This is a genomic window from uncultured Campylobacter sp. (assembly GCF_963517995.1).
In the GTDB taxonomy this organism is placed as follows: Bacteria; Campylobacterota; Campylobacteria; order Campylobacterales; family Campylobacteraceae; genus Campylobacter_A.
In genome coordinates, this window is sequence record NZ_CAUQHQ010000076.1 from 1 (window position 1) to 11103 (window position 11103).

Annotated in this window: 13 protein-coding genes; 5 read left to right on the plus strand and 8 right to left on the minus strand. The window is 45.6% G+C overall.

The genetic code is table 11. The annotated features are described in order from the left end of the window. The 7 genes from RYL88_RS08330 to RYL88_RS08360 form a co-directional block, all read right to left on the minus strand. A partial coding sequence (locus tag RYL88_RS08330) for a PaaI family thioesterase (protein ID WP_314990512.1) occupies positions 1-432 on the minus strand: 432 nt, incomplete at its 3' end. A gap of 9 nt (positions 433-441) precedes the next feature. Continuing rightward, positions 442-1347, minus strand: coding sequence for a tRNA 5-methoxyuridine(34)/uridine 5-oxyacetic acid(34) synthase CmoB (cmoB, locus tag RYL88_RS08335; protein ID WP_314990514.1), 906 nt, complete (start codon positions 1345-1347; stop codon positions 442-444). After that, a complete protein-coding gene (locus RYL88_RS08340; RefSeq protein ID WP_002946522.1) occupies positions 1347-1526 on the minus strand; it encodes a hypothetical protein in 180 nt (59 codons plus the stop codon). Before RYL88_RS08340 ends, cmoB begins: the two co-directional genes overlap by 1 nt. Further along, positions 1523-1750 carry a hypothetical protein gene (locus RYL88_RS08345; protein ID WP_122862216.1) on the minus strand — a complete coding sequence of 76 codons (228 nt, stop codon included), beginning with the start codon at positions 1748-1750 and terminating at the stop codon, positions 1523-1525. Before RYL88_RS08345 ends, RYL88_RS08340 begins: the two co-directional genes overlap by 4 nt. A 3-nt stretch (positions 1751-1753) precedes the next feature. After that, positions 1754-2872, minus strand: a complete 1119-nt coding sequence (locus RYL88_RS08350) for a 3'-to-5' oligoribonuclease B (RefSeq protein ID WP_314990518.1) — start codon at positions 2870-2872, stop codon at positions 1754-1756. A gap of 8 nt (positions 2873-2880) precedes the next feature. Further along, entirely contained in the window at positions 2881-5043 is a 2163-nt protein-coding gene (flhA, locus tag RYL88_RS08355) for a flagellar biosynthesis protein FlhA (RefSeq protein WP_314990519.1), read from the minus strand. Positions 5044-5046: 3 nt separating this feature from the next. After that, a complete protein-coding gene (locus RYL88_RS08360; RefSeq protein ID WP_002946513.1) occupies positions 5047-5451 on the minus strand; it encodes an Rrf2 family transcriptional regulator in 405 nt (134 codons plus the stop codon). A 144-nt stretch (positions 5452-5595) separates the two neighbouring features. Here RYL88_RS08360 and rpsO point away from each other — a divergent pair, with 144 nt between their 5' ends. From rpsO to RYL88_RS08385, 5 genes are all read left to right on the plus strand, one after another. Next, the gene (gene rpsO, locus RYL88_RS08365; protein WP_314990521.1) at positions 5596-5868 is read left to right on the plus strand and encodes a 30S ribosomal protein S15; all 273 of its coding nucleotides are present in this window, start codon (positions 5596-5598) and stop codon (positions 5866-5868) included. A 299-nt stretch (positions 5869-6167) separates the two neighbouring features. Further along, positions 6168-6947 (plus strand): HrcA family transcriptional regulator, encoded by a 780-nt coding sequence (locus RYL88_RS08370; protein ID WP_314990522.1) that lies wholly within the window; start codon positions 6168-6170, stop codon positions 6945-6947. Further along, positions 6944-7471 (plus strand): nucleotide exchange factor GrpE, encoded by a 528-nt coding sequence (grpE, locus tag RYL88_RS08375; RefSeq protein ID WP_314471333.1) that lies wholly within the window; start codon positions 6944-6946, stop codon positions 7469-7471. The genes RYL88_RS08370 and grpE overlap by 4 nt, the downstream gene beginning before the upstream one ends. A gap of 35 nt (positions 7472-7506) precedes the next feature. Continuing rightward, complete coding sequence (dnaK, locus tag RYL88_RS08380; protein ID WP_298085391.1) at positions 7507-9384, plus strand: molecular chaperone DnaK; 1878 nt, start codon at positions 7507-7509, stop codon at positions 9382-9384. A 293-nt stretch (positions 9385-9677) separates the two neighbouring features. Next, entirely contained in the window at positions 9678-10109 is a 432-nt protein-coding gene (locus tag RYL88_RS08385; RefSeq protein WP_314990524.1) for a trehalose-6-phosphate synthase, read from the plus strand. A 150-nt stretch (positions 10110-10259) separates the two neighbouring features. On the opposite strand, the gene RYL88_RS08390 is transcribed toward RYL88_RS08385, so the two are convergent. After that, positions 10260-11018, minus strand: a complete 759-nt coding sequence (locus tag RYL88_RS08390; RefSeq protein ID WP_314990526.1) for a flagellin — start codon at positions 11016-11018, stop codon at positions 10260-10262. Positions 11019-11103 lie beyond the last annotated feature (85 nt).

Sequence of the window (11103 nt, forward strand, 5' to 3'; positions counted from 1 at the left end):
AACAATCACTTGAAACGTACCCTCAAAAACCTTGATATCGCGCGTTTTGCCGATCACTCTAACTTCGCGTTTAGCGCTATCGTTAAACTGAGCCCTAGCATCAAATTCCACGTTTTCGCCGATCTTAGTCGGAGCGAAAAAATGTATCTTGGCCCCTATCACGACGCTAAAGGTTTCGTTTACCGCAGCCATCGCCGCATAGCTAGCCGCCGAGAAAACAAAACCGCTGTGAATAAGCCCTTCGGCATCAGACGCCATCTCTTCGCTAGCAAAAAAATTCGTTTTCGCTTGATTTGAACCCAGTCCGGTTACGGTGCCGCTTAAGCTGGTTTTTATATTCGGCGAGGTTTTTAGCTCGTTGCGAAAAGGGTTTTCATCCTCAGGCAGTATCGTATCCTCGCTACCGCCGTCTTTATATATATTTTCGTCCATTTTTTACCTTTATACGCTTAGTTTTAGATAGACCCGTTTTGGCGCGGGATAGCCCTCGACCGTACGAGTAGGATCTGCAGGATCTAGGAAATCGCCCAAGCTCTGTCCCAAGATCCACTCGGTTTTTCGCTGCTCGTGCGCGTCCGTCGGCTTTGTGGCTAAAATTTGCGCGTCTTTAAAATTCGCCCTCTCACACCAGTTTAAAAGCGCGCTAACGGTCGGCACAAAGTAGATATTCGGTATCTTTGAGTATGTATTTTTCGGACTCAGGGCAAAATCGCCCTGCATATCAAGATACATCGTGTCCAAAAATAGCTCGCCGCCCGCATTTAGCGCGCCTTTTAGCTCTTTTAGGGTGCGCACCGGATCGCTTCTGTGATAGAGCACGCCAAGACAAAAAAGCGCGTCAAATTTGACGCCGTAGTGCGGCAAGTGCTCGACGCCTAGCAGCTCGTACTCTATACTCGAGCGCGCGAACGCATCGATAAATTTAAACTGCAAAAAGCTCATCACTCCGGGATCAAAGCCGATCAGTTTTTTGGGGCGCTGGGGCAACATACGAAAGAGATAGTAGCCGTTGTTGCAGCCGATATCGCCCACGACCTTGTCCGCTAGATCCATGTGCGGCGCGAGTAGGTTAAATTTGACAAAACTCCTCCACTCGCTATCTATCAAGATATCGTCTATCTTAAAGGGCCCCTTGCGCCACGAGCGTAAATTTAGCGCCATCTGTAGCGTCTCTTCGTGCTGGGCTGGATTTAAATTTGCGTTTATCTCGACTATATCGTCAAATTTGAGCTCAAATTCGCGCTCCTTAAATTTAGCCGCCAGCTCCTCTACCTCCCGCATCAAAGGCGCGTAGGTTTTGCCCGCCAGCTCCCTAGCCTTAGCCGCTCTAGCCGCTTCTAAGCTCATCACTCCGTCCAGTCGATGATGTTTTTAGGGCACTCTTTGTGATAGACGCCCGTCGCGTCGTAGTACTCCTTGCACTCGTTGTAGTACTTCGTCGTCACGCCGCGGTCATTTAAAAACACGCAACCGCCCAGCATCGCCGCCAGAGCCGAGAAAAATAAAATTTGCGCTAGAGTTTTCATTTGAAAAATTTAGCGTGCTTTTTCTTCATGTATTCGACGACTTCGAGCACCTCGTCCACGCCCTCGGCATCCGAGTTTTCCAGCGCGTCGTCGATGCACTCGATATAGGTCTCTGCGGCGTCCTCGAGCCTATCTTTTTTCACGCCGGCATAATACAGCATCGCCTCTAGCATCATCGAAAGCTCGTAGCTTAGCTCGTCTACGGTTGGTTCTATTTCTTTCATTTTCTATCCTTGTAAAATCGTTTTTTTGGTTATTAAGTCGGTTATCTGCGCTTTTACGTTCTCATAGCTAAAGCTATCCTTAAAGCCCGCAAAAAGCCCGCCGCTAGCATTCACGTGTCCACCGCCGCCGACTAAATTTTTAGCCATCAAGCTTACGTCGGCTTTGCCGTTAGCGCGAAAGCTCAGAGTCTTTTTGCTCGTAACGTCGATGAAAAAATCAATATCGGGATTCGCGACTAAAAAATCGTTGCCGATAACCGAGGTGTTGCCGATATTGTAGGTCAAAATGCCGTTAAGGTCGTTATATTTTATGCTAAATTTCTCTTTTTCCTCGCTTAGTTTTCTTACGACGAAGGCTGAAATCAGGTTGCTTAACGTATCGTTTTTATCCTCTTTGAAAAAGTCCTTTTTAAATCCGAAAATCGCCTCGTCAAGCCCGACGTAGTCATCTCCGGCGTCAAAAAACTCCCGCGCTCGTTTGATTAGATAAAAAAGATAGCGCGAATTTTCAGCCTCAAACATCGTTTTATTTATCTCTTTTGCATTTGCGACGAGCCCGAGTCCGACCTTGCCCATTTCAAAATTTACGTCGTCTTTTAGCCAGATATCGACCGCATTTACGACGTCGCTAAAGTGATTTAGGCTAGCATCCACCCCGTAAATTTTAGCGAAAAAATCATGAGTGATCTTAGTCGCGCACCTTGAGCTATCTAAAAAATACCAACTAAATTTGCTCGCGCACTCGGCGCCGCTTTGGTGATGATCTAGGAGTAAAATTTTAGCGTTTTTATTTACGAGCGCCTTTTCGTAGGCTTCGCACTGCTCCACGGTTAAATTTAGATCCGTTATCAGGATAAGAGCTTTTTCGTCATTTTTAGCCGCTTCGCCCTTGCCGCGATTTTCGGGCGCATTTTGCGAGTTAGCATTTTGCTCGCCGCTTAAATTTGACTGCGCCGGGGCTGCGTTTTTATCCGAAATTTGAGCCAAAATTTGATCAAATTTCTCGTCGATCTCCTTGCCATAGTTTGAGTTATAAAATTTAACGTTTTTAAAATAGTGATTCGTTATTACCTGCGCGCCGTATCCGTCCAGATCGGTGTGCGAGAGGTGATGGATGGTCATTTTATTCCTTACAGATTTTGTATTTCTATCGTACCTAGCGTCTCAAACGGCGTATTTGCCGCAACTTCGGCAAAGCTAAGCACCGTGATATCTATGGCGAAATTCGCGCAGATATCGGCGATAAATTTACGCAAACTAGGCTCCACGCAAAGTATCATCGAGCCGTACTCAGAGATCGGCCGCTTCGCCCTCGCCTCGCGCAGAGCCTGCACGATCGCCGACGTTTGCGAGACGTTTATCATCAGGTGGTACGCGCCGTCTTTATACTGCACGGCGTCGATCAGCTTTTGCTGCGCGGCGGGCTCCATCACGTAGAAATTTAACCGCCCGCCCTCATCGACGTAAAGCGAAGTGATAGCTCGAGCAAGCGCGGTGCGGACGTGCTCGACGATCATATCGAGGTTCTTGCTAACCTCGGCGATGTCGCTTAGCGCCTCTAGGATACTTAGCATATCTTTTATCGGGATGTGGTCTTTTAGTAGCGCTTTTAGCACCTTTTGGATCACTCCGATAGGCGCGATACGTAGCGTATCCTCGACGATTACGGGGTATTCCGATTTTAGCTTGTCGAGTAAATTTTGCGTCTCTTGACGAGTTAGGAGCTCGGCGGCGTTTTGTTTTATCAGCTCGCTCATGTGCGTAGAGATGACGCTGGCGGGATCTACGATCGTGTAGCCGCTTAGTATCGCGTCCTCCTTCACGCTCGCATCGATCCATAGCGCGTCTAGGCCAAACGCCGGCTCTTTAGTCGGGATGCCTTCGATGTTGTCGCTAACCAGCCCGCTATCCATAGCTAGAAATTTATCCGCGTAAATTTCCCCCTGCCCGATCACGACGCCTTTTAGCTTAAAGCGGTATTCGTTGGGCGGTAGTTGGAGATTATCGCGGATACGGATCTTTGGCATCAAAAAACCAAGCTGTGCCGCGATATTTCGGCGCATCGCTCGTATGCGCTCGATGAGATCGGTCTCGGCGATCTTTAGCAAGCCGTAACCCAGATCAAGCTCTAAAATTTCAAGCTTTAAGATATCGTTTATCTTAGCTTCCTCTTCGCGGGCGATCTCTTCTTCGCTTTTTTTAGGGGGTTTTGGTGCAGCCTGCCCTTCTTCTTCGCCTTGAGCAGAGACTGCACTTTGGGCCTTGGCGGTCAAATTTATTTTGCCCTCTTTTACCTCTTTCATTATAAAACCCATACTTAAAAACAAAAGCGAAATAAAGCCCAGAGATAGCGTCGGAAGCCCGGGAACTAGAGCAAAGATAAATAGTATAAAGCCGACTATTAAAAGCGTTTTATATTCGCCTAGCAGCTGCGTTAGCGAGCCTTCGGCGAAATTTTCATCGTCCTTACTAGCTCGCGTGATGATGATCGCCGTAGCCGTCGACGTGATGAGGCCCGGGATCTGGCTCACTAGACCGTCGCCGATCGTTAGGATAGTGTAGTTTTGCGCCGAAGTAGCCATATCTAGGCCGTACTGAAACGAACCGATGAGAAAGCCGCCAACTATGTTTATGATCGTAATGATGATGCCCGCGACAGCATCGCCTTTTATAAATTTAGACGAACCATCCATCGCTCCGTAGAAATTCGCCTCGCCGATGATGGCTTCGCGGCGCTCTCTAGCGGTCTTTTCGTCGATTAGACCGGCGTTTAGGTCGGCGTCTATCGCCATTTGCTTACCCGGCATCGCATCGAGCGTAAATCTCGCCTGCACCTCGCTCACGCGCGTCGAACCTTTTGTAACGACCATGAAATTTATAAGCACTAGGATCGTAAAGACGATCACGCCGATGACGTAGTTGCCGCCTACGACGAACTGCCCGAAGCTTGAGATTATCTCGCTTACGGCATCGGGGCCGTTGTGTCCTTCGCTTAAAATCATGCGCGTGGTGGCTATGTTTAGCGAGAGTCTAAAAAGCGTGATGATGAGAATAAGCGTCGGAAACGTGCTAAGGTCGGTGGGCTTTGGCACGTAAACGGCGATCAGGATGATGAGTACCGAAATAGAGATGGAAAGCGCAAGAAAAAAGTCCAAAATCGCGCTAGGAAGCGGCACGATGATGATCGCTAGGATGGCGATTATGACGCCAACGATAGTAAGCCCCTTAAATCTTACGATAGGCTCTAAAAACGGTGCGACCAGGGTTAGGATATTGCGCTTTTGTTTTGCCAAAATTTACTTCTTGATTATATTTGCTAACGTAATTGTATCTAAAAAATCGTCGATTTTAGACTGAAGCGCGCTAAACATCGGCCAAATTTGACACATTCCGCCCTTGCTGGAGGCGCAGCTATCAGCCGAGATCGAGCACTCAAATACCGCCATTTTACGCTTTTCAGCGCTTTCGATTATTCTTTTTATACTGATTTCTTCAGGCTTTTGCGCGAGCATAAATCCGCCGTTTGCACCCTTAAACGAAACCAAAATTCCCTCTCTTGCCAAATTTTGCAAAATTTTAGCCAAAAAGCTTTTTGATATCTCAAGCTCGCCCGACATCGTATCGACGTCCGAGGGAGCGTCTTTTTGCGCTATGTAAATCAGCGAAAGCAGCGCGTATTCGCTCGCTTTTGTCAAAAGCATAAATTCCCCTTAAATTTTTTGCGGATATTTTATTAAATTTTATCTACAAATTTGATTAAATCAATATTTTTTAAAACAGGTGCCGCATTTTTTGATTTTTATGATATAATCGCCTTTTTTAATCTCACCAATCAGGAGGTCATTATGGCTTTGGATTCGGCTAAAAAAGCAGAAATTGTTGCGAAATTCGCTAGAAAAGAGAAAGATACGGGTTCTCCGGAAGTTCAAATCGCATTGCTAACCGCAAGAGTCGAGGAGCTAACCGAGCACCTAAAAATCTACAAAAAAGATCACTCGTCTCGCCTCGGACTACTTAAAATAGTCGGTCGCAGAAAACGCTTGATGAAATATCTAAAAGATAAAGATTACGCAGCTTACACTAAAGTTATCACTGAGCTAAATCTCAGAGATAAATAATCCTAAGCCCCAAATCCGGGGCTCTTTCTTTCAAATTTTACTTCTTATCATTTTCAAAGTTTAGCACATCAAATTTTAGATTTTTAAAAAAATTAGCATTAAAACCAATTTTGCCATCCTCTTGTATTAAATATATTTAATTTTTCCCCTATACCGCTCATTCAATCAAATTTTACATTTCCAACATTGAGCTTACTACGCTAAAGTTATCTAAATGATTTTTTTTAACTATAGCCCTTGACAATTATCCGCTCAATGTTGTATAATGCGCCTAGCAATTTAAATGAGAGAGTGCTAATATGATAAAGGTGAGCAAGCGAGATCTGATACTTGATTCTATCATTCAAGCTTATCTTAGCGACAATGCTCCGATCGGCTCTAGCGAGCTTGGTTCTCGTATGGCGATGTCGATCCCAGCCTCTACAATCAGGGTTTATTTTAAAAAGCTCTCCGACGAGGGCGCGATCACGCAGTTTCACGTTAGTGGCGGCAGGATACCTACGGCTGCGACGATGAGAGATTATTGGCGAGCTAGGTTAAATCTTGGCGAGACGCTAGATATCGCAAATCCTAACCTGCTAAAGTTGCTAAGCGATAAATTTGAAATTTATGCGATGGTTTTTGAAAACAAAACCCAAACGCTAAACGAGGTCTTAAATTTAAACAATAGATTTTTGATTTTGAGCTTTAGCGAGGATGAGATAGCACTCAAATTTAACCAAAAAGTCGAGAAATTTTTGAGTAATCTCATCGGCACTGATCTAGGCAAACTCGAACTTACCTGTATGCAGGTGGGTCTAAACGAGTTAAGAAACAAGATAGCCGAGCTAAAGCGCACTAAAATTCGTTTTTTAGAAAACGAAAAGATAGCGCTTGAGATTTTCGGCGAGAGCTTTAAAAATGCGCTAAACCCTAGCTTTGAGATGATTTTTGACTCAAATTTAGTCTTTTTCGGCGAGAACTATCTAGGCATGAAACTAGACGTAAATTTTGAGGGCAAAGAGGCCAAAATGCTTTGCGTGGGTAGTATTTATAACGACTATGAAAGATTTTTAAACAACCTAAAGGAGGCGGCATGAATGAGAATGAAAAAGCGGAGTTTGAACAGCAAATCCCGTCAAATTTCGACGAGAGTATCAGCTTTGAGGGCCTAGATGCGAAGTACGTAGAGCTTCAAAAGCAGCTTGAGGAGCTAACGGATAAGTATTATAGAGCCAATGCAGACTTTGAAAACATCAAAAAGCGTTTCGAAAAGGAAAAAACGGACATCGCGACGTATGCGAACGAGAAATTCGCGCGAGATCTGCTTCCAGTGATAGACGCGCTTGAGATGGCAGTAAATTTTGAAACCGAAGGCGACGAATATGCAGCAAAAATCAAAGAAGGAATTTATATAACGATAGATCAGTTTAAAAAGTGTTTTGAAAAAAACGGTATCACGCCGATCGAAACCGAGGGCGAATTTGATCCGAATTTCCACAATGCCGTACTGCAAATCGATAGCGAGGACGTGGAAAAAGGAAAAATCGTGCAAGTGATACAAAAAGGCTATCTAATCAACGGCAGAGTTTTGCGACCTGCGATGGTATCGATAGCAAAGTAAAATTTAAAATAAAAATTTAATAAAAAGGATAAACAATGGCAAAAGTAATAGGTATAGACCTAGGAACGACGAATTCATGCGTAAGCGTGTATGAGAGAGGCGAAAGCAAAGTAATCCCGAATAAAGAGGGCAAAAATACGACTCCTTCGGTCGTAGCGTTTACCGATAAGGGCGAAATTTTAGTAGGCGATAGCGCAAAACGCCAAGCCGTAACCAACCCTGAAAAAACCATCTACTCTATCAAAAGAATAATGGGTCTAATGAGCAACGAGAAAAACGCGCAGGAGGCTAAAGCTAGGCTGCCGTACCACGTCGTAGATAGAAACGGCGCGTGCGCTATCGAGATTGCGGGCAAAGTCTACACTCCGCAAGAAATCTCGGCCAAAGTGCTAATGAAGCTAAAAGAGGATGCCGAAAGCTATCTGGGCGAAACCGTCGTAGACGCCGTCATCACGGTGCCTGCGTACTTTAACGATAGCCAAAGAAAAGCTACTAAAGAAGCGGGAACTATCGCGGGACTAAACGTGCTTCGTATCATAAACGAGCCTACCGCGGCGGCTCTTGCTTACGGTCTAGATAAAAAAGAGTCCGAAAAGATCATGGTTTACGACCTAGGCGGCGGTACGTTTGACGTTACTGTACTAGAAACCGGCGATAACGTGGTCGAGGTTCTAGCTACCGGCGGTAATGCGTTTCTAGGCGGCGACGATTTCGATAACCGCCTAATTGACTGGCTAACGAGCGAATTTAAAAGCGACTCGGGCATCGATCTAAAAACCGACGTGATGGCTATGCAACGCCTAAAAGAAGCAGCCGAAACGGCTAAAAAAGAGCTAAGCTCGGCTCAAGAAACGACTATAAATTTACCGTTTATCACCGCTGACGCTACTGGTCCTAAACACCTCACAAAAACGCTAACTAGGGCTAAATTTGAAGGCATGATCGAGGATCTAGTCGCTCAAACGATCACCAAGATAAACGAGGTCGTAAAAGACGCCGGACTAGACAAAAAAGATATAAAAGAAATCGTCATGGTGGGCGGCTCGACGCGCGTGCCTCTAGTTCAAGAAGAGGTCAAAAAGGCATTTGGCAAAGAGCTAAACAAAAGCGTAAATCCGGACGAGGTCGTAGCTATCGGCGCGGCGATCCAAGGCGCGGTCATCAAAGGCGATGTGAAGGACGTGTTGCTCCTAGACGTCACTCCGCTAAGCCTAGGTATCGAGACTCTAGGCGGCGTGATGACGAAAATCATCGAAAAAGGCACGACTATCCCGGTTAAGAAAAATCAGGTATTTTCAACCGCAGAGGATAACCAAAGCGCCGTCACGATCCACGTACTGCAAGGCGAGCGCGAATTTGCCCGCGACAACAAGTCTCTGGGCCAGTTTAACCTAGAGGGCATCCCTGCCGCTCCTCGCGGAGTACCGCAAATCGAGGTTGAGTTTGACATCGACGCCAACGGTATCCTAACGGTCTCAGCTAAAGATAAGGCTACCGGCAAAGCCCAAAACATCACGATCTCAGGCTCAAGCGGCCTAAGCGAAGACGAGATCAACAACATGGTCAAAGACGCCGAGCTACACAAAGAGGACGATAAAAAACGCAAAGACGCGGTAGAAGCGCGCAACCAAGCCGACGCGCTCGCTCACCAAACGCAAAAGAGTCTCGACGAGCTAGGCGAAAAGATCCCGGCCGAGGACAAAGAGCGCATCCAAAAGGCGCTTGACGAGCTAAAAGAGACGCTAAAAGACGAAAACGCAAGCAAAGAGCAGATCGACGCGAAAGTCAAAACCCTAAGCGAAGCCAGCCACAAGCTAGCTGAAGCGATGTATAAAAAAGACGGCGCCGCGGGCGAGCAAGCAAACGGCGGCAAGAAAAAAGACGACGACGTCATCGACGCCGAAGTCGAGTAAAATTTAGCCCTTGTTTTAACAAGGGCTTCAAACGAAAATTTAAGGTTCTAGCGTTTTTACGCGCCCTTAAATTTACCCCGCCCGTTAAATTTGACGGGCGGTTTTTATAAATTTCTTTCAAATTTTACACAATCCCAAATTTACAAATCTATTCAAATTTGACCTCGCAAAGATTTTTACAAATTTGCCGCCTCGCCGATAAATTTTAAATTTAACCCTCTTTTGCGCAATCCTTAATCAAAATCATCCCTTCGGGCAGCTTATTTAAATATAATCAAGCAAAAAGGCCTTAGATGTATCTATTTTTCCTCATCATTCATATTTTAAGCGCCGTCGCCTTCGTCGGTTACGTATTTTTTGACGTTTGTATATTTCCGTTTGCCAAAAAGCACATAGACGAAGATACGCTCGCTCGCGTCAAAAAAGCCTACACCAAAGGCAGCGCGAAGGTTTTTGGTACGGCGTTTTTGATGTTAATTATCAGCGGCATTTTTATGGCAAAGGAATATCTAGGCGGTGAAAATGGATGGTTTGGTAGCTCGTTTCAGATCTTGCTAATGGCAAAAATCGGCGTGCTAGGACTGATGTGTCTAGTTACGGCGATATCGCTCTTTTTCGTCTATAAGCTCAAAAAGCCCGATCCTTTCGGCAAATACTCGCATGTCATTGCCCTTGTTTTGTGCATCGTAATGATAATTTTAGCTAAAGTGATGTGGAGAGTTTAGGTAAATTTGACGCGATAAGTTTTTTGATTGAAACGCGAAAGTAAAATTTGATAGATTGATTTAAGGCGCGATCAAATCGCCAAATTTAGAATAAAATAAAAGCGTTTTAGCCGCCAAGGAGCGTAGCGGCTAAAACGGTATTTAGCTAAATTAGCCCAAAAGCCTATTAAACTGGCTTTGCAAGCTTGCCGCATTGTGCGCTTGAGCTAGGACGGCGGCGTTTGCTTGTAAATCATTTTGCTTAAACGCGCTTACGTTTTTGGCGATATCGTTATTTTGCAACTGAGACTCGCTTTGCTTTAGCGCGACGTTTTTCGCCAGGCTTGCATTTATACCGGAGAGTATGCCGTTTTGCGCCGCGCCTATCTCGCCGCGCAAAGCATTTACGCCGCCGATAAATTTATGCACGCTGTTTATATCGCTCACGTCGATGCCGCCGAATTTAGGCGCAGATAAATTTACGCCCTCCATACCGTTGCCGGTTAAAAAACTCATCTGTCCGCCAAATACGTTTTTACCGTTAAAGCTAGCCTGATCTACGCTATCTTGCATTGATTTGGTTAGCGCACCGACTTCACTTTTTATCATCTTTTGCTGGTCGGCATTTAGGATACCGCTGCTATAGCGCACCGAGAGCTCGCCGATGCGGTCGGCACTTTGAGTGATATTTGCTAGCGTGGAGTCTGCGATCTGCAGGATGCCGATAGCGTCGTTTGCGTTTGCGACGCCCTGCTCTAGCGTGGAGCTTTGAGAGCGCAGGGAGTCCGCGATAGCAAGATTTGCGCTGTCGATGCCGCTTAGAGCGCGCTGTGCGGAGATGTTATTTAAGGCTTTTGCGCTGTTAGCCTGAGCTTGTTCGAGATAGTGGCTACTCATATTTGCATTGGTCGAAAAATTTCCTAGTTTCATATTCGCTCCTTAAATTTTGTCCGATTATAGCGAAAATTTGATTAAAATTTATCATTTACGTAAAAGTAAAAATTTAAGCCCGAAT

Bases quoted from the DNA above. Each gene is read 5' to 3' on its own strand.
- cmoB (WP_314990514.1), bottom strand. From the start codon at position 1,347: ATGAGCTTAGAAGCGGCTAGAGCGGCTAAGGCTAGGGAGCTGGCGGGC.
- RYL88_RS08340 (WP_002946522.1), bottom strand. From the start codon at position 1,526: ATGAAAACTCTAGCGCAAATTTTATTTTTCTCGGCTCTGGCGGCGATG.
- RYL88_RS08345 (WP_122862216.1), bottom strand. From the start codon at position 1,750: ATGAAAGAAATAGAACCAACCGTAGACGAGCTAAGCTACGAGCTTTCG.
- RYL88_RS08350 (WP_314990518.1), bottom strand. From the start codon at position 2,872: ATGACCATCCATCACCTCTCGCACACCGATCTGGACGGATACGGCGCG.
- RYL88_RS08360 (WP_002946513.1), bottom strand. From the start codon at position 5,451: ATGCTTTTGACAAAAGCGAGCGAATACGCGCTGCTTTCGCTGATTTAC.
- rpsO (WP_314990521.1), top strand. From the start codon at position 5,596: ATGGCTTTGGATTCGGCTAAAAAAGCAGAAATTGTTGCGAAATTCGCT.
- RYL88_RS08370 (WP_314990522.1), top strand. From the start codon at position 6,168: ATGATAAAGGTGAGCAAGCGAGATCTGATACTTGATTCTATCATTCAA.
- grpE (WP_314471333.1), top strand. From the start codon at position 6,944: ATGAATGAGAATGAAAAAGCGGAGTTTGAACAGCAAATCCCGTCAAAT.
- dnaK (WP_298085391.1), top strand. From the start codon at position 7,507: ATGGCAAAAGTAATAGGTATAGACCTAGGAACGACGAATTCATGCGTA.
- RYL88_RS08385 (WP_314990524.1), top strand. From the start codon at position 9,678: ATGTATCTATTTTTCCTCATCATTCATATTTTAAGCGCCGTCGCCTTC.
- RYL88_RS08390 (WP_314990526.1), bottom strand. From the start codon at position 11,018: ATGAAACTAGGAAATTTTTCGACCAATGCAAATATGAGTAGCCACTAT.